The organism is Ketobacter sp. (assembly GCF_003671495.1).
In the GTDB taxonomy this organism is placed as follows: Bacteria; Pseudomonadota; Gammaproteobacteria; order Pseudomonadales; family Ketobacteraceae; genus Ketobacter.
Genome location: NZ_RCHN01000023.1, coordinates 305,168 through 324,784 on the forward strand (window position 1 = coordinate 305,168; position 19,617 = coordinate 324,784).

Annotated in this window: 6 protein-coding genes; all 6 read left to right on the forward strand. The window is 63.2% G+C overall.

The features are described 5' to 3' along the window. The first annotated feature begins 285 nt into the window (after positions 1–285). Entirely contained in the window at positions 286–1,818 is a 1,533-nt protein-coding gene (locus tag D9N14_RS13250; protein ID WP_290580419.1) for a M48 family metallopeptidase, read from the forward strand. Between the two features lie 391 nt (positions 1,819–2,209). Continuing rightward, positions 2,210–2,809, forward strand: a complete 600-nt coding sequence (locus D9N14_RS13255) for a hypothetical protein (protein ID WP_290580421.1) — start codon at positions 2,210–2,212, stop codon at positions 2,807–2,809. Between the two features lie 2 nt (positions 2,810–2,811). After that, a complete protein-coding gene (locus D9N14_RS13260) occupies positions 2,812–12,702 on the forward strand; it encodes a DUF6603 domain-containing protein (RefSeq protein WP_290580423.1) in 9,891 nt (3,296 codons plus the stop codon). 64 nt (positions 12,703–12,766) lie between these two features. Next, on the forward strand, positions 12,767–14,827 hold the full coding sequence (locus D9N14_RS13265; RefSeq protein WP_290580425.1) for a hypothetical protein: 2,061 nt from the start codon (positions 12,767–12,769) through the stop codon (positions 14,825–14,827). Further along, complete coding sequence (locus D9N14_RS13270; protein ID WP_290580427.1) at positions 14,824–15,795, forward strand: hypothetical protein; 972 nt, start codon at positions 14,824–14,826, stop codon at positions 15,793–15,795. The genes D9N14_RS13265 and D9N14_RS13270 overlap by 4 nt, the downstream gene beginning before the upstream one ends. Positions 15,796–15,804: 9 nt before the next feature. Continuing rightward, on the forward strand, positions 15,805–19,617 hold the full coding sequence (locus D9N14_RS13275) for a hypothetical protein (RefSeq protein ID WP_290580429.1): 3,813 nt from the start codon (positions 15,805–15,807) through the stop codon (positions 19,615–19,617).

The window sequence follows — 19,617 nt, forward strand, 5'->3', positions numbered from 1 at the left end:
GCGTCCTTTTCGTTCTCAGTGAGTGCGGACCAGAGGTCGGCGCGGTCGTTCGTCCAGGCTGTACCACCATAGCAGAGTTAGATGAACACTTTATAGTGTAGCCTTCCTGCCAGAATAGGGGATGGGGGTTAATGAGTAAAATCTATAATATGTATGGCGGTGATAGGTGGTGGCTATGGCGTGCCGGCCCTGGCCGTGGCGGCTGGCAATCCCGCTGACAGCGCCTACGCTTTTTGTAAGAAACCCACATAACTTCATATACATTCAGAGAACAAGGACCTGACAGTGGCGAAACGGTATCGGGTGGTATCGCAGGGGGCGGTGCTCAGCGGCAAACAGGAAGAGGAGGTCTATCAGGCGCTTCTCAATATCAAACTCCAGCCGCAGCAGGCTCGCGCCCTGCTAAGTGGGCCCATGGTGATCAAGGCGGACCTGGATAACCCCAAGGCGCTGCACTATGTGGACGTGTTCTCAAAATTGGGGCTGCAGGTAAAAATCGAGGGTTATCAGGCGGCTGGATCGCAGTCGGCGTCTCCTCAGGATGAAACCTTTGCGCTGCTGGAAAAAACCTTCAGCCAACCCATCGAGCCCACCGCGTTGAGCCGCGAATATCAGAAATCCATGGTGCTGGCGTTGCTGTCGGCGGTCATTGCCCCGGCCATCTACGGCGCCCTGGTGGCGGCGGTGGTGTTGGCATTGGCCTGGTATCTGTTCAGTGGGCATGTGGAATATTTCGGCAGCATCGGTGAGCGTGCCCATAATCTTCGTCCCACTACCTGGATCGTGCTGTTGCTGGTGCCCAGCGTGATCGGCGGCATTCTGCTGTTGTTCCTGCTGTACCCGCTGTGGCCCCGGGGGCGGGCGCCGTCACCCTACATTCTCGATCGCAAAAAGAACCCAAAATTCTATTGCCTGACGGAGCAGATGGCCCAGGCCATTGGTGTACCGGCACCGGAATTCATCGAACTGATTCCGGATGTGAATGCCGCCGCGGGGCCGGTGAAAGGCATGGTGAGTCTGTGGCAGGGCAAGTTACGCCTGGTGGTCGGGTTGTCCCTGGTGTCCGGCTGTACGGTGCAGGAGCTGGTGGGCATTATCGCTCACGAGTATGGTCATTTTTCCCAGCGCAAATCCATGCTGGTGTACGCCTGGATCAATCGGGTCACCCGCTGGTTGTCGGAGTGTGCCCACGGCCAGGATTTCTGGCACCACCGCTTACTGCAGTGGCGTGAAAACTACGATGATGTGCCGGCGATCTATTTTACCCTGTTGGCCACGGACTACGCCTTGCGCGGTGTGCGCCTGCTGTTTCAACAGCTGCTGGAAATCCACATCAAAATGACCAGTCGGGTTTCCCAGCAAATGGAATTTGATGCTGACCTGTATGAAGCAAAGGTGGTGGGCAGCGAGCGTTTTCGGGCCGGTTCCCTGTCCTTGCGCAAGCTGGCCTATGCCGCCTCCTACGTGCGTCACCACAATTTTGATGCGCTCGATCAGCGGGATAAACTGCTGAAGAATATTCCCGCGGCGGTGGAGGACATTGCCCGCCGTTATAGCGATGAGATTATGAATAAAATCGAACAGAGCCTGGGGGATGAACAAACCGAATACTGGCATTCCCATCCGGCGGACATTGAGCGCATTCGCCACGCGGAACAGGCGCAGGAGCCGGGCATACTCAGCTGTGCTTTACCGGCCAAGTTGTTGTTCAACGACTTCGACCGTCTGTGTGAGAAAAGCACCATGGGACTGTACAACGCCTATGGTATCCACGGTGCCAAAGATTACGTGGTGGACAACGATCAGGTGCTGGGTTAAGCCTCAGGCACAGCTGGTCAATTCTGAATCAGTTGTGCCAAGGTTCACTTTTCCAATCAGACTAATTTGTGAAAGCTTTGCTTTTTGCCGGGTGCCGGTTGAAAACCCAAGAGTGATGATTTAACGTGCTCAGGCAATTGTTCAAGGATTAAGACCGGGTAAATCATTACGTCAGGAATTGGGTCCTTCTTAACAAGCTCTCTACGGAAACGCAGTAATCTATAACGACGTGGGTTGTGTTGTGTTTGTAGTATAAAAACTGAGCTTTTTTCTCATCCCCCGCCGCGCTTGTTAACCAAGCTTTAACACTTTTCCTGCTTGCTGCACGGCAAGTATCGCCTTTGTCGTTGGCAGCGTCGTCCATATTGGAAACTGGCCGCGAGGGAGTGTTATGGCAACCCTGTTCACCGATAAGTTGGTCGCTGACTTCAATAAGTTCAAGTGGCTGAAACGGTTGGATCAAAGCGTTATTCTCAATACCGGTGAAGCCTCGCCGGATCTTCTTAAAGTCCCCGAAAAAGATGCCCAGCGCGTGCTCAGTGAAGTGGTGCGCGTGGTGTTGGACCTGCCGCGAAATTCCACGCCGCTGGTGGTGTGGCATCACGCTGACAGCGAACTGCTGGTGCACAGCGATCAGACCACGCTGCGTTGTACCAGTGGGGTGGTTACTGTCAGCGTGAGTGTGGAATGCGATCAGTTTCAACAGCTGACCATTCCGGTGCCCATCGGCGTTGGCCAGAAGAAAGCCGTCAGCGGACTGGTGATGTCATCGTTCCAGGATCTGCAGGGGCCCCGGGGCCTGGTGGACACCTGGGCCGATGCGATCATCGCCTTCGCCTGGGAATCCCTGCTGGAAGTGGCCAGCACCATCTGCGAGCAGGTGGGACGCGATGCCCGCGGATTGCCGTTGGTGCCCGGCAGCATCGGGGCAGAACCGGACCGGCTGCTGATTCAGCCGGTGTCACGTTACTCACTGAGTGCGGGGATCTGAGCATGGGTGCGGAAGAAAATCTCGACGTCTTTTCCACCCTGGCGGAAGCCGTTGGCCTGACCCAGGATGGTCAGCTGCGCGGTGAATGGTTCCAGGACCCTATCGGTACGGCCAACGGCAGCAAGCGTGGCCTCAGCTCCATGATGTACACCCATCAGCAGCGGGAAGCGTTGATGAGTTTCGTGGACGATGTGCTGGGGCCGCCGGAACGGGAAACGGAAGATCAGGCGGTGTGGGTGCCGCTGTTCTCGGAATCCGGCGCCACCGTTTTTGTGGTGGTGGAGCAGGCCAGTGACAGCGCCCGGGTGGGTTTTGGCATCGAGTATGAAAGTGGCTCGTCCACGCCGTCGGTGGCGGTGAAAGCCCATGTGCCGGTGTTCCAGTTTGCCCGTGAAGGGGGCGCGTCCATGGATGTGTCCGGCGGCCAACCGGACTGGCTGGTGCTGGGGCGTTCCGGCGCCAACATTGAGTTGTCACTGGAAGTCACCCTCTCCAACGGGGCCCCGGTGGCCGGTGAGTTGTACGTGGGCGGTGTGTTTTTATCGATCCTGATTCCCACCGATCCGGCGGACAATTTCGCTTTGGCGGTGGGCTTCCGCCGTCTGCAGTTGCCCGGCACCCGTGTGCCAAAAGATTTCGATCTGAACGTGGATTCCCTGGCGGAATTGGGCCCGGAGTTTCTGGAATTCATGGCCGGTCTGCTGCAGGCCCAGGCAGACGCGTTGGACCCGGCGAATCCCGATACTGCTCCCTTCGCCGCCCTGGCGGGCATGTTCGGTCTGCGTACGGTCACCGACATTCCTGCCTTTCCGTTGGAGGGGCTGATCACCCGCGGCGTGCCGGCACTGATTCAATGGCTGGAATCTATCTTCACCGTGACGGCTGCCCGCAATGCCTGGCTCGGGCAGTTCGGCGCCTTGGTGGGCGGCACGGTGAACGCCAGCCGCGGTGCCATCGAGTTCAGCTCCGGCATCATTACCGGCGCCATCGGCTTGCGGGTGGCGGCTTCCAGCGGTGGCGGGGTGCAGATCACACCCTGGACCGAAGTGGCACTGCGCCCGCAAACCGGGGCGGAAGTACGCATCAGTGCCGACCTGCTCACCACCGATACCGCCACCGGTGACATCAGCGCGTTGCCATCCCTGCAAGCCGGCGCGGTATTCGGCCGCGATGCCGGGCTGGCCACCCATCTGCTGGAGGGTGATCCGGGCATTGGCTCCATTCATCTGGGTATCAAACTGCTGTCTGGGCAGCCGGCGTTTATGCTCACCGCCCACGACGTCACCCTCGGTGGTGCTGCCCATTCCATACTGGATCTGTCCAGCCCGGAGGCGGTGCTGGACGCCGCCGGAGGTGTCATCAATTCCGCCCTGGTGAACGCGCTCAATGACCTGGGGCGCCCCGGGGAACTGGTGGCCGTCCTGCTGGGCATCAACCCGCCGGCTGGCATCACCGCCTTGAATCCCCTGGAGTTGCTTACCGATCCGTTGGCGGAACTCAAGGATTACTGGCAATCCCTGAAAGGCAATGCGAGCGCGTTTGCGGACGTGTTGGCGGCGCTGCGGGAACTGATCACCGGCGCCACCGGGGCCCTCAACGGCAGTGGCACCGAGGTGGCACCCTGGGTGATCGAGATCGGCCCGTTGCAGGTGCTGGTGTATCTGCAGGGCGATTACATTTTCCTGGCGTTGTCTGCCGAGTTGGCCGCCACGGTGATGACCGATTACGAAGCGGTGATGGCGGTGCGGGCCCGCATGGCACGCATTGATGTGGTGAATCCGGCGGTGCAGTTCTTCAGTGTGTTTGCCGGTGGTCTGCATTTACGTCGCGCTGATCGCAACACCGCCCGCCTGGATCTGGGGCCGGTGGATTTATTGGCCAATGCTTTTGGCTTTGAACTGGCCTGGAACGCCCGGGATGGGGTGGGCTTTGCCGTGGCGGCGCCCGGTTTGGCGCTGGAACTGGAAGGGGGGCTCGAAGCTTCCGGTGATGCCTCCAGCACGCTGTCCGTGAGCATTCCGTTGCCTGAGTTTCATGGGGACGGTAGCGTTACCTACAGCCCAGACTGGAATGAAATCGAGCAGGCCATAGCAGCGCTGCTGGCGCGCATAGGTTCCCCCGTGGTGGATGTACTGTTGAACCTGGTGGGCTGGTCCGGTCAGGGGGCCCGCCTGCAATTGGGGGAATTGATCAGTCATCCGGAAACGGCGTTGCGCACCTGGTTGGGGGATTTGATCCTGGATTGCAGTAACGTGCGCACTGCGTTGAGTCCGTTGGCCTATCTGATCAGTGGCTTCCGCCTGTCGGCGCCGCTGGGCAGTGGCAACGAACGGGACCCATTCCGCCTGGCCATCGCCGGGGAGCCCCGGGCGCCCGGTGTGGCGGTGTGGCTGGACCCGGGTTGCCGCCTGCCGTTAACCCGCTACGAGCCGCCGCCGGGGTTCTTTGATCGCAGTGAGCCACCGGAGGAAGGGGTGCTGGTGGCGGCACTGCAGGATGCGGGCCGTAGCATTCCTGATCTGAAAGACCTGCTTGTGGGTCGGCAGAGCCTGGCCCAGGGCCTTCAGAATCTGAGTGATCGAATCACCGGCACGGACGGTCTATTGGGGCAGCCTGCCGTATTGCCACCCGGCGTCAACGGGATCGATATCGAAGGCTACAGCTATCGGGAGCTGGTGGCGCTGGGTGCCATCGATGCCATTCTTATGGAAGCCCTGGACCCGGTGCCCGGTGCCGTGCTGTATGTGGGCTGTGAAGACGTCTGGACCACCTGTTTTGATGGCCACAGTTTTGATGCCCGCAGCGGCAATGCCAGTGGCACAGTGGACGCGAGCGGTGACGGCAGTTGGTCGTTGGCGCTGCCGGACCCGGCCGCTGCCGTGGCGGCCCGACCGGATCGCGGCGCCGTGGGTGAGCAGGCGGAGCGTCTGAAAACCGCGTTGGCCGGGCGTACCGCTGCCATCACGGTGGTGGCGTACGGCGCCGCCGGTGCCGCTGCCATCAAAGCAGCAGAGACCACGCCGGCCATCGAGCGGGTGGTGACCGTGGGCAGCCCTTGGGCCCCGCTGGCCGTGTCCGGTTACACCACCGGTCTGAGCGGTGATGCTTTGCGCTTCCTGCAGCAGATTCGCCGCCCCTTTACCGAAGAACTGGATGAGCATCTGCTGGCCGGTGAATCCGGTCCGCTACTGCAGATGTCCTACGTGATTGAGCGGGCGGTGGCCGCCGCTGGATTCACCGAAAGCAAGCTGGGTGAGATTCCCCTGGCCAGTGACCAGGTGCGCCGGGCCGGGCTCAACGTGGATGCGGTGTTCGGCAAACTGGATGGCGATACCGTGGACCGGGGCCTGGCGGAACTGGTGGCGGATGCCATCGCCTATCGCTATGAATCGCTGGCGGAGCCGGTAGGGCCACCCACCGCCTTGCACGCCGGTGTAGACCTGCCGGTGTTCGATGTCAGCCTGGGGCCGGTCCTGCTGGGTGCCGGGGCGATCCTGGAATTGATCTCCTGCGATCGCGGTGCGTCCGGTGACAGCTTTGCCGTGCACACCCACCAGCAGGTGATCCTGGATCTGCATTTCGGCGTCAATGATGGCTGGCTGATCGGCGGCCCCGGTGCGTTGCAGAACGATGTGGAAGCCCGCTGGCTGTCGGTGCGGCTGTATCTTCCTATCAATTCCGGCAGCGGCACGGGCAGCTCCGGCAGCTCTGGCAGCGGCTCAGGCTCTCCGCTCGCCAAGGCGCGTTTTATTTTTCACGAAGCCAACTGTTTCGGGGTAAAGCGGGAACGCTGGGTGATCGAACCGGATGCGGATGGCATTGCGGCCACCCTGCCCACGTCGGAAGTGCATCTGCTGATGGCGGAAGTGATCGGTCGCCTGGCGGCGGAATCCGCTGAACTGGCCCAGTTGCTGGCGGACCTGGGGCTGGTGCGCTCCGGCGGTTACGATCCCCAGGGCTTTGACCGTTTGATCTTCGACACCCAGTTGGTGATCACCGATGCCTTGACCCAATCGGCCACCAGCATGGCCGGTGCGTTGCGCACCATCGGCGGTTTCACCGGCAGTGGCAGCAATCTGGCCTGGACCATCGACAGCGCCACCGTGTCATTGAATCTGCAAACCCGTTCCATTGAGGTGTCCGCCCAGCACGCTCCGGCAGAGCTGGTGCCGGTGGGTGCCTCCGTGCGCATCAACAGCAGCGGCGTGGCCGTGTCCGCTTCCCTGGGGGAAATTGATCCGGGCGCCGGTGGTATTCAGTTGCGTACTTCGATTGATACGGCCGCAGTGAGCAGCGGGCAGTTGGGCCTGGACTGGCGCTTGCCCGGTGCCGCCAACACCGCCACCATCGACTTGCTGAACCTGTCCGATCCATCGGACCTGATCCGGTTATCCGCCTCCCTGGTGCCCGCCACCCTGGCCACCGGTTTTATCAATCATCTGCGGGATGAAGCGGACGACAGCGCCCGCAGCGCCATCGACACGCTGCTGAACAGCCTCAACCTGTTGGGACCGGTGCCGGAATCCGGCCAGCGTCGCATGCTCCTGCCCTGGGCCCTGTTCCTGGACCCCATGGCCTGGTTGCAGCACGCCACCAGCGCCTGGTCGTCCGATCCTTTTGGCCAGGCGGTGATGACCCTGGACGCGGTGGCGGATTTGGTGGTGCCCGCTCGCACCGGCGCGGGGTGGCCGGTGAGCGAGGACGTTACCCTCACCTACGCCGTGGATTCCGGGCGCCTGTTGTTGGGGGTGGAGATAGACCTCAATCATACCCTGGGGACGGCGGCGATGGCGGTGTCCATCAACGGCGGCATTGCCATCAGCAGCAATGGCTCGGTTTTGCCCCAATTGACCACCGCCGTCACCTTCGATGGCAAAGGCGTATCCCTGGCCATCTCGCCGGACATCCGCATCGCCCTGTTGCGGCCCCCGGCGGCTCCCATGCCGATCTATCCCAACGGGCCGGGTGCGGCATCGTTGCTGGCCACCGGTGCGGGCATGGCCATTCCGCTGGTGTTGAATGCGTTGATTGCCGAACGCAGCAACCCTGCACCGTCCCTGCAAAAGGACGTGGGCCTGGCCCTGTTTGAAATCGGCGGCGCCCTTAACCTGCTGGAAGCGAACAGCTTTACCGATGCCCGTATCTCGGCGTTCGCGGCAGACCCGGTGGCGGCGCTGACGGCGAACCTGCCCAATCTGGTGGCCACCGCCATCGGGCAGCTGGCCGCGGCGTTGGACCCGGCCGGCACTGTGGTCAGCACCACCGTGGTTGGGCCTGGTATCACCCGCCTCAACCTCGGCAGCACAGCGCCACTGGCGGTGACTTTTGATGGCAGTGTGAGCGGTCCAGCCATTGAGCTTGCCGGCGCCATTGCCATTGCCGATGTGGGCACCCTGAGGGCCGACAAGGTGCGCCTGAGCAGCAGCGGGGTGCAGATTGCGGTGTCGTATATGGCCGACGGATTCGATGTGGGCAACGGTTTGGAATTGCTGCCCGTGGCCACCATTCGTGCCGGCGTCAGTGGCGCTGGATTCACCCGCATGGTGGGCGTGGGCCTGGCCACCGATGGGGTGGGGGACCAGAGCGTGGAGTTCCGTTGGGCGCTGGATGCCTCACCGCCGCGGGTGGTGTTGGTGAACCGCACGCTGGGCGGTGAAACCGAAGACAGCAGCCCGGAAGCGGTGGCCCTGGCGTTGTTGTCCCAGGCCATTTCCATGGCGTCCGGCATTGTGCTGGAAGCGCTGGACCCCATGGGCGCCCAGGTGGTGACCAGCCTGCAGGACGTGGTGTTCACCGGCGGTGGTGCCACCCTGGACCCGCAACTGTTTGCGGATTTCTCCGACCCCGAAGCATTGCTGAATCGTCTCTACAACCTTGCATTCAACCTGGCGGGTGCCAACCTTAAAATCACCATCGACGGCAAAGTGGATATCGGCTTCACCAAAAACGGAAATCAGGCCGGCGTCGCCATCTCTCTGACCCCGGGAGAGCGCATTGCCCTGGCCAGTGGTGATCCCACCGTGGACCTGGAAATCGTGGCCGGCTGGATCAAATCGCCGGGGATTGTGCCTGGTCTGTCGGTGTACCTGATTGAAAAAGTCGGCGACAACTTCGAGTTCAGCGCCGGCTTCGCCATTGCCGGTTTGGGCGTGCGGGTGGGCAAGAATGCCGGCCCGTTGTTGAACCTGGGCATCATGAGCATCGATGCCATCGGCGTGCATGTGTACGGCGAGGCCGGTTCCGGTGGCGGCGGTGGTGGTGTGCAGGTGCAACTGGACGGCCTGGCCATGGTGCCTTCGGCCGCCGGTGGTGATAACGCGGTGGCGAATAACTTAATGAGCGATGCCGGCAACGATGCCTCACCCTCGGCGCGCCCGGCTTTCAGCCCGACCATCGCCATTCAAAAACCGCCGGGCCAGAATCTGGGCATCAGCCTCAGTGCCGGTGATCCACCGGGCCCCTGGTGGCTGGTGATTCAGCGGCAGCTGGGGCCCATCTACCTGGAACAGTTCGGTTTTGATGTGCGGGAAACCAACGGCACCGTCACCGGTATTTCATTGCTGTTTGACGCCCGGGTGTCCCTGTTCGGCTTGAATGCGGAAGTGGACCAACTGGGTCTGCATTGGCTGGGGGGCGACGTCTTTGCCCTGGAAAACTGGGCGGTGGATCTGCAGGGCCTGGGGGTTTCCGGTGACTTCTCCGGGCTCTCCATTTCCGGTGGCCTGTTGAAAACCAACATCGACGGAAAGATCGGTTACGTGGGCATGTTGATGGGCCGCTTCGGCGTCTATGGCCTGTCGTTGTTTGGCGGCTACAACGAAGACAAGGGCCTGCCGTCCTTCTTCGTGTTCGGTGCGATACAAGGGCCGATCGGCGGGCCACCGGCGTTCTTCCTCACCGGCATCGGCGGCGGCTTGGGTATCAAGCGCGGTCTGCGGGTGCCGGACGATTTATCCAAGTTCGGTGAATACCCCTTTATCAAGGCCCTGGACCCTTCCGCCCCGGTGTCCGCCAATCCCCTGGACGAATTGCGCAAACTGGCGGAATACTTCCCGCCGGAGCCGGGCAATTTCTGGTTCGCCGCCGGCATCAGTTTCACCAGTTTCTCGTTGGTGGACGGGGTGGCGGTGTTGTCGGTGTCCATCGGCAACGGGCTCGACATTAACCTGTTTGGCCTGGCGCGCATGGCGCTGCCCCGACCCCAGGCGGCGCTGGTGTCCATCGAGTTGGGATTGCTGGCCCGGTTCTCGTCCTCGGAAGGCCTGTTCCTGATCCAGGCGCAACTGACCGACAACTCCTGGTTGCTGTATCCGGAAGTGCGGCTCACCGGTGGCTTTGCTTTTGCCACCTGGTGGAAAGGGGAGAACGCCGGTCAGTTTGTACTGACCCTGGGTGGCTATCACCCCAGCTTCCACCGTAATGGTTATCCGGTGGTGCCCCGTCTGGGGTTGGAATGGCGGGTATCCAATGCCATCGTCATCAAGGGCGGTTCCTACTTCGCGTTAACCTCAGAAGCGTTGATGGCCGGGGTGGAAATTGAAGTCAGTGCGGATTTCGGCTTTATCTGGGCGCGGATTTCCTTCGGCGCCAACGCCATCGTCTATTTTGATCCGTTCTACTTTATGGCGGATGCCTACGCCCGCATTGCCGCCGGTGTGAAGATCAAAACCTTCTTCGGCACCATTCGCATCAGCATCAGCATCGGTGCCCGCATCGAAGTGGAAGGGCCCAAGTTCCACGGCAAGGCCTCCATCGAAGTGGGGCCCTGCGACATCACCGTGCGCTTCGGCAGTTCCAATTCCATCAAGGGCATCTTTGTGGACTGGGATGGCTTCGTACCCAAATACCTGGAAGAAACCGGCCCCGGTCGGGCCCGGGCCATTTCCGGTATCAGCGGTAAAGGCAGTTTGCCGGCGGCCACCGACGGCGATACCTCGGCGCCATCCTGCGACGGCAGTGCCGAGCGTCCGTTTGAAGTGTTTGCGGAATTCGAGATCTCCATGGTCACCACCGTGCCCACCAAACGTTTTGATTTCGGCCGTTCTGATCTGGCGAAAAACATCACACCAACCTTACCCGGTGGCACCGGCACAGCCCTGGGCCTGAGCCCCATGAACGCCTCCAACCTCAGTTCCACTTTCAGTCTGCGACTGAAGAAAAAATCCGGCAACAGCTGGGTGGATCGCACTGCAGACCTGGTGCCGCTGGTGAACGGCATGAAGGAGGAATCCCAGGCCGGTGACGGTCCCAGTTATGGATTGGAAGCCTTCCCCATTGGCGTGTGGGGCTTGCCGGAAGACGCCAACCAGCCGTCGAGCCCGTTGCCCAAGGGCGACGTGATCTTTGCCGGCAGCCGCCTGAAACTGGTGGCCGCGGCGGACACCAGCAAGCAGGTGGGGCCGGAGATCGATTACTACCGGGTGGAAAGCGGACGCAAACCGTTGCCCCTGTCGGCCGCCGGGGCCAAACGGGTGACCATGCTGGGCCAGGCCAATGGCTTGGGCGTGCAGGCGGTGGCCGCGTCGGTGGACGCTGCGTTCACCCAGGCGAGCCAGTTCCTGTTCTCCGCTGCCCCCGCAACGCCGGAAGGCTTGCTGGAGCGTGGCCAACGCAGTGCCACTGCCAAGGCGGCCTACACCCGCTCCCGTACGGCACCGCCCCTGTTTGGCACCTTGATGGACGGACTGGAATCCGCCAACGGCACCAACGTGGGTGCAGCGGATATGGGCGCGGTGGTGGCCCCGGTCACCCGCCAACCCAGGGCACCGTTTGTGACCGGGCTGATGACCAGCGGCGCCGGGGTGGCGGAACGGCTGCGGGGCACCACTGTCGCCAACCGCCGCATCAAACGCCGGCCGGCACCGTCCCTGGATTCTGTGCGGGGCCGGCTCGGTCGCAGTTTGCCCATCAAGTTGAATCTCACCGCGGCGCCGTCGCGGGTTGCCGATCAAACCATTGTGGTCCGGGGTTCGGTGCCGCGCACCAACCTGGGTGGCGTGGCCCGCTCCTATCAGGGTGGCCAGGTGGGGGCGGCCATCGCTGCCGGCCTTGTGAAAGGTCTCCATCAAGGGGCTGACACCAGGGCACCGGGCACCAGGGCACCGGCAGACACTCGATTGCGCCCCGGTGATGTGGTCACGTTGCGCTTACCGGATGCGGCCATTGATACCGGCGCGCAGCGCCCTGGCCTGAAGGTGAGCGGGGAAGCGCGGGTGGTGATGTTGCTGGGTAACGGAGCCGTGCTGACGGATCAGGTGGTGAACGACACCACGCTCAGCGTACCGGCCCACACCGCCATCATCGCCATCCAGGCTAACGGCGGCGCCGGCGATCTGCTGGGCGGGGGCCGCAAAGTGCTGGGCTGGCATGACCAGTCCCGGGTGGTGCGCCTGGCCGGGCGCTCGGCCCTGGCCTCCGGTTGCATCCTGCACCTGGATGGCAACAGCGCCCGCAGCAAAGTGGGCTGGGGTATCGCTGGAGATGTGATTCGCGACGGGGCGGCGGTGTCCACCCGCTTTGCCACGGCGGTGCGTTGCGTGGGGGTCATCCTGCGCGGCAGCGAAGCCCGTCATCCGGAAGATCTGGGCATTGAACTCAACGGCGCCAAGCATGTGCGGGATGCCAGTGGCGAGGTCACGCCGGTGGTGGTGCAGGCCGGTGCCCGTTCCATTCTGTTGTTCCAGGTGACGCCGGATGCGCGCACGGCCGCGGTGTCAGTGCGGGTCACCCAGGGTGGTTCACGGCAGGTCAGTGGCGTCATAGGAGTGAACGCTGCGGTGGACGACGTCGCCGATTGGATCGCGGAACTGGGGCTGGTGGCGGTGGTGGCACGCCTGCGGGCTGCCCAGGGTGACGGTTGTGCCATCGAATGGATTGAGCCCCCGCGGCCATAACCCGGAGCAGCAGAAATGAATCCACACAAGCATGCAAACGCAGCGCACAAGAGGAGCCGGAACCATGGCGGTCGGTGAGGGAAAATTCAAACTCTATACCAAGATCACACCGCCCCTGGAGGCGGGGGACTGGCGTTTTGAGGCGTCGCAGAATCTGTCGGCCAGCACGCCCCAGGGCAGCCTGGATGAGGACGATCTGCGCATAGACCAGGAGCAGATCAACGTTCGCATCCGCTCGCCCCGCTATGTGCTGCCGCCGGACCAGGTGCTGTCCACCTATCCTCCCGCCAATTCCTTCGGCAGTTACGGCAGTCGCCTGCCCCAGGTGGTGATCAAGCGTCGCACCCTGCCCTGGGAGCGGCGCCTGGACGGCGCGCCGCAGAACACCCCCTGGCTGGCCCTGGTGCTGATTGCCGAAGGCGAGGCGCGGCTGGACACCGCCGTGGACGTGGCCGACTGTGTTACTCCCGGCGTGGTGCTGGACGGGGTGGCAGAAGTGGCGAAGGGCAATCGCCTGGTGGTGCGCAAATCCATCATCGACAAGGTGTTCCCCACCCGCAACGATGTGGACCTGCTGGCCCACGCGCGGGAGGTGGACATCCACGACACCGAGCTGATGATGGGGGACGACGACGGCTTCCTCGCTGTGGTGATCAGCAACCGCCTGCCGGTGCCGGGCAAAACCCGTTCCGGTGAATCCGTGCCGGTGAAATACCTGGCCTGCCTGGTGAATCTGGAAGGCCAGTATAACGCCCTGTTGGAGCGTTCGCCGGACCCGGTGTTTTCCACCCGCTTTGTCACCGAACGCTTGGCCTTCACCGAACACGCGGCGCAGGATGATCACCGGGTAATGGGTACCGCTGGCGCCCGGCAAGCGGACTTCAATCTGGCGGAAGGAGCGTTTGCACCGGCGCCGCTTGCTTCAACGCCTGCCGCCGGGCCGGCCAGCCGGGCTGAAGCGATGACCGGCAGCGCCAGTTTCAAAGTCAAATCCGGCGTCGCTGCCAAAGATGGTGCCACTCCTCACAAGGCGACGTCCCAGTGGTCCACCCAGGATCTGGCCAAGGCCACCTCCACCGACATCTCCCTGCAGATGGCGGCGGACTTCCGCATCGTGGATATGATCGATGCCCGGTTACTGGACCCGGAATACCGCTTCCCGGTGCTGTTGCACTGGAGTTTCACCACCACCGGCAACACCACCTTCCGCTCCCTGATGGAGAACCTGGATTCCCGTTTACTGGGGGACGTGGGGAACACCCCCTCGGACCTGAGCGGCCGCCTGCCGCTGGAAGTTGTGGAGAGCGGGCACGTGGGGCTGAACCATAAAACCCGGGAAGGGGATGAAGTGCGTTCCTGGTACCGGGGCCCCCTGGTACCGCATCCCACCCTGACCTCCACCGCCAACCGCCTGGACCTGGCCCACAGTTCGGATCAGTTGCGCATTGTGATTCCCGATGGGCGGGAGGACCTGTCCCTGGCCACCGGCTTTGAAATCGGGCGCCTGCTGACCCTGTCGCAGCCTTCCATCATTGCCTCGTTGATGCGCTGGCGCCAGGGGCATTACCACGCGGCCCGCCTCAAATCCATGCTGGTGGCCAACCGGCCCCTGTGGGAAAGCATTCTGGGGGCGGGCTTCGAGTTCAATGACCTGCACCGGCTGGGGCCCTTGGTGGGGCGCTATCTGGTGGATGCCATCGTCAAACAGCCGGAGCTGTTGTTGGGTGAGCCGCGGCCGAAAGTGTCCCCGGGGCGGCCGCTGGAATTTGATGGCCGGGCACCGGACGTGCTGGCCACCGGGCTGGGCTTGAGCGCGGACATTCTGCGCGGCGGTGATCTCAATCTGATGCTGGACAACCTGCGCAAGGTGCAGATTCCCATGGACGATCTGATCATCGATCAGGTGGGCACCATCGGCGTTCGCGAAGCCCTGGAGGCGGATCTGAATACCCAGCGCATTGATCTGGTGTCCAACGTGCTGTCCAACAAAATGCTGGATGATGTGCTCACCGGCCCCGCGTTCCCCGTCACCGAAACCATCAAACTGGATGTGTCCCTGGATGCGCTGGATCGCATTCTGGTGGATTCCATTCGCGCCCGTCAGCTGGATGAGGACGAACTATGATCAACAACAAAATCGACATTCTGAACCATCTGGCGGCGGAGCTGAAAACCACCGTCAAACCCGCCTTCACCGAGTTCCAGAAAGACCAGGATACCGCCATGCCGGCGGAGCTGCGCAACTGGCTGGTGCGTTTGCGCCTGTTGGAGGGCGTGCCCTTTGCCAACCTGGTGGCCGACAGTGAATTGCTGCCCCAGGAATCCATCCGCTGGTTTTACCTGGACCGGCGCTGGACCGATGCCATCGTGCAGGGGGCATTGAGCGTGGGCACCGTGAACAGCGACGACCGCATTCAACTGGAAGCCCAGTACGCAGCGATCCGCGCTGAGCTGGATACCGAAGAACGCAATGTGCGGCGCCGTGAAGGGGATAAACGCAAGATGGGCGCACCGGGCCCCATCAGTGGCTTTTTGCTGCGCTCGGCGGCGGTGTCCGGCTGGCCCGGTTTGCATGTGCGGGCGTTCAATGTGGACCCGGAGGAAGGGGACGACGCCCGCTACGAAGAGGACGATCCCCGTCGCATTCGCCTGTTGCGCTTGGAGCGGTTGGCACCGGCGGTGCTGCTGTGTCTGTTCGATGGCATTCCAAAAGTGGTGCACATCGAGGAGCCGCGCCAGGGCATTCAGTTTGGCTTCATGCATGAGGACAGCGGCAGCAGCCGTTCCGCCAAATTACGCCCGCGCAACAAAACCACCTTTGAATATCTGGACGAAAGCGGCGGCCAGGACATCGATGTGCCGTTCCGGGTGGGTTCCTCCGGCGTGGTGGATATCCGGCGCCTGTCCGATGCCCTGGCCACCAAGCCCAACACCGGCGCCGCCGATGGCCTGGACAGCGCGGAGTACGCCCTGCAGTTGATCCGCTTCCCCTGGCGCCAGGTGTATGGCGAGGTGGAATCGCCCCGTTTCGAAACTGTGTTCCGGGCCACCATCGAATACGAAAAGGTAGTGGAGGCAACGTTCAAGTTGTGAGGCTGACCTATGTTTAAACATCTGCTGAAAAACAAAACCCTGAGCAAAGCGGTTTTTGATGAACGTTGGGCCTGGCTGGTGCGGGCCGACACCGACCTGGGTTCCATCACCACCTGGGACCCAAAACTACCCCGCAATCGCCGTGTACTGGTGCCGGTGGATGTGCAGGCCTATGTGGCCCATGCCGAGGTGGCGGAAACCCTGGTGCCGGTGACCGGGGGCCCCGGTGATCCCGCCCCCTTTGCCGAGGGCGTGACCCCGGAGCCCGGCGTGCATCTGCATTGGGCCCTGCCGGATGCCCTGCTGCGGGGCCAGGAATCCAGTGCCGGCGGTGAGCTGGAAATGAAGGAGCTGCCGGATCGCTGGGTGGTGATTCGCGCCCTGTTCCCGGTGGGGTTGGAACGGCCGCTGTTGCGGGGCTGGGTGATTGATGCCAAAAAAGGCTCGGTGACGCCTCTGAGCACCTTCAACGGCACCACGTCGGACAACGACGACCTGCCCAACTTTGAACGCCTGGATGGCACCGTGGGGGGCTCGCCCTTGTGGACGGCCTCCTACACCGCCAGTGCCGGGCGTTTTGGTTTTCATGACCGGCTGGAGGATCTGGCCGCCCTGGAAAAGGTGGCGACCCAGGGTTTCGATCGCAACGCCGCCACCTATGTGGTGGCCGGCTGGAGTTCCGATGCCAGCAAGGACCCGCTCAACGTGGCCGGCAAGCGGGAGCTGTTTGAACTGCTGGACGAGCTGGGCTGGCACCTGGATTCCGAAGCGGAAGAGCCCAGCAGCGAACCGGATCTGCCGCTGCTGAGCCGGCTGCTGAACACGGGGGATTTCAAGCATCCCAACGAGGCACCGCCCACCAAAATTGTGGCCAAGGGGCGGGATGAAACCTTCACCTACGCCGATATTTCGCCGCAGTTGTCCATGCCGGTGGACAAGCCGTCCCGGGTGCTGATCTCCCAGCGGCCGCCCCGGTTTCTGGCCCTGCTGCACGGCATGGTCACCGGCGTCCCCATCGACCGCCCGCCGGCGGGGGTGGATGAGCGGCCCCGTTCCCAGGGTCTGTCGGTGGCCATCGGTTTTGACACCGATGACCTGGTGACGGCGTTGGGGGCCAATACCCTGGGCAGCACCCTCAGCCAGCGGCGGGCGTCTGAAATGGTGGCCGCCGCCTTCACCAGCGACCTGCTGGATCGGCTTGGCACCCCGGATGGCATGCGTGACATTGCCGAACGGGAGCACAGTGATACCTTCCGTTCCCTGCCCGGTAAGCCCCTGCCGGCGGCGAAAGCCGATCAGCTGCGGGTGGAGGATTCCGCCTCGGTGAATGCCACCACCGTGGGCCGCAAGGGCAGGGCGGCGAAAGCCCCCCGCCAACCACCGGCCAAAGACCGCGTCAACCCTATGCCCCGTTGGCGCGACAAAGTGGTGTTTGCCAAAGAGGGCAAGGCCCCCAAGGCCCCCGCCTTCACCCTGGACGAACAACTGGATGACCGGGTGGCCTCCGCCGTGAAGCAGGAGCGCCGCACGGTGCAACGCCCGGCCCCGCGGATCTTCATTCCCCAGGCACCCCAGATCGCAATCAAGGGCGCCCGCCCCAGCCTGCGCCATCACTACGACGGCTTGTACGATGACGAAGGGCGGCTGCGCTGCCGCTACCCCAACGAGGCGGTGAAATCCATCAAAGGTGTGGTCAGCGGTCAGGATCTGGTGCCCACCCTGGGTTCCGGCGCCATTCCGGCGGAAGTGCTCACCGTGGTGCGGGAAGCCATCCTGCTGAACCCCTATTGCACCCGCTGGCTGGCCCAGTCCGCCGCCAAGAATACGGATCACTTTCCCCAGTACCATGCCCGCATTCAAGGCGAGATGCTGCGGATTTTCTCGGAAGACGGCCGCTATGACGGCAGTGGCGAATACACCCTGGCCACCGCCCCGGCCGGTGCCGCGCCCCGGGCTGCGGCGGGGGATGGCTGGGCCACCGTGTCTGCTCAACAGACCAGCGTGTTGAAACAGGCGGCGGCGGAACTGGCCAAAGCCTCCTACCTGGTGGGCATGACCCCCAGCCCCCTGGGGGTGACCGCCTGGCGTCAGCCCTGGGTGCCCCTGTGGCTGGAATGGCGGGTGGAACTGATGGGCAGCACCGAGATGGCCAACTGGGAACTGGCGGATCTGGAACTGAAACCCAAAGCCAACGACGGCGAATCCCTGGTCATGGAAATCCTGGGGCGCAGTCCCATTGGCCGGGGCCTGAGCACCGCCCTGCACACCAGCATTGAACGCTGGATTCAGGCGGAGCAGGAGCGGGATGCCACCGACGCCACCCTCTCCACTTCCCAACAGAATGCCCTGGTGGCGCTGGCCAATTTTCTTGAGCCCCTGGATCTGGCGTCGGCCTCCCTGGACGGCATCCGCGAACAGTTGCTGGGCCTGGATTACACCGGGGGTTTTCATGCCGCAGTGGATGAGGACGACCGCCCCAAAGTGGTGGCGGACCCGGTGCCGTTGTTCGGCGGCACCCTGGAGTTGAAACAACTGCGGCTGGTGGATGCCTTCGGCCGCACCCTGGAGGTGCCGGTGGGCGCCGCCCGCACCACCACCTCCCTGGAAGTGGACGACGCACCGGCCACCATCCGCATGGCCGCCCGGGTGCAGAACGGCGCCCGCTGGTTGTTCCGCCTGGTGGACCCCGCCTACCAGGGTGATCCGGCGTTTGCCCCGGAAGCCTTTATCAACCAACTGGAACCGCACCTGGCGGTGAACCCGGTGGCGGGTTTTCTGCTGCCGGACCACATCGACGAATCCCTGGAGCTGTTCGACCGCAAGGGTACTGCCCTGGGGCAGATCTGCCACCATGAACTGACCGGTGCCGTGCGCTGGGAACCGGCCCCCGGCCGGCCAGTGCCGCCGGGAGCGGGCCCGCTGACGGATCTGGAGCCGGGTGCCCTGCCCATGGGGCAGCTGGCTGCCGGCGTGGTGCGCACCGATGTGCAGAACCGCGCCGCGGACACCCCGAGCACTGACAGCTCCCTCACCTCGCTGCTGCGGGCCATCGACACCACTCTGTGGACCGTGGACACCTACGGCGGCCTGGGTTCCTCCACGGTGGCCGGCCTGGTGGGCCGCCCCATTGCGGTGGTGAAAGCCACCTTGCGGCTGGACCTGCCCGATGACCTGGAGGATGTGAACCTGAACGGCGCCGATGCCGATGCCCGCCGGGCGGCATTCGAAGCCTTGCGGGATCAGGCATTCCCGGTGCAGCTGGGGGATCTGCAGCGCAGTGACGATGCCTTGCTGGGATTCTATCTGGACGACGACTACGACCATTTCCATCTGGTGGACAAAGTGGTGGCCGCCATCGCCCGGGACAGCGGCCGCCGTCGCGGTCAGCTGGGCCTGTTGGGCAAGGTCACCGTGCCGGACGTGGTGCCCCTGGCACACCCATTCCTGGTGCCGGAAGACACCCTTTACCTCCGCCCCGGCCAGACCCATCGCCTGACCCTGTTGATGCTGCCCGCTGGTCGGGTGCACCTTACCTCCGGCATCCTGCCCCGCAAGGCGCTGGCGCTGAACGATGCCTGGGTGGGCAAAGGCCTGAAGCGGGTAATCCCGTCGGTGCGGGTGGGCCCGGTGTTGGTGGACCCGGAGGAGATCCGTCTGCCGAAGGTCCATCTGTTAGGTGACAAACAGCAGTTCACCCGCCGCACCGGACCCTTGACCTGGCGCGATGATCCCATCATCTCCGCCACCCAGTCGGCGTTGTTACCCCGCATGCCCCACGAGTTCCAAGAGGGCTGGATCAGGATCGTTGACGGAGAAGAATAA

Excerpts from the sequence above, each read along its gene's own strand:
- D9N14_RS13255 (WP_290580421.1), top strand. The coding sequence starts at position 2,210 with ATGGCAACCCTGTTCACCGATAAGTTGGTCGCTGACTTCAATAAGTTC.
- D9N14_RS13260 (WP_290580423.1), top strand. The coding sequence starts at position 2,812 with ATGGGTGCGGAAGAAAATCTCGACGTCTTTTCCACCCTGGCGGAAGCC.
- D9N14_RS13265 (WP_290580425.1), top strand. The coding sequence starts at position 12,767 with ATGGCGGTCGGTGAGGGAAAATTCAAACTCTATACCAAGATCACACCG.
- D9N14_RS13270 (WP_290580427.1), top strand. The coding sequence starts at position 14,824 with ATGATCAACAACAAAATCGACATTCTGAACCATCTGGCGGCGGAGCTG.
- D9N14_RS13275 (WP_290580429.1), top strand. The coding sequence starts at position 15,805 with ATGTTTAAACATCTGCTGAAAAACAAAACCCTGAGCAAAGCGGTTTTT.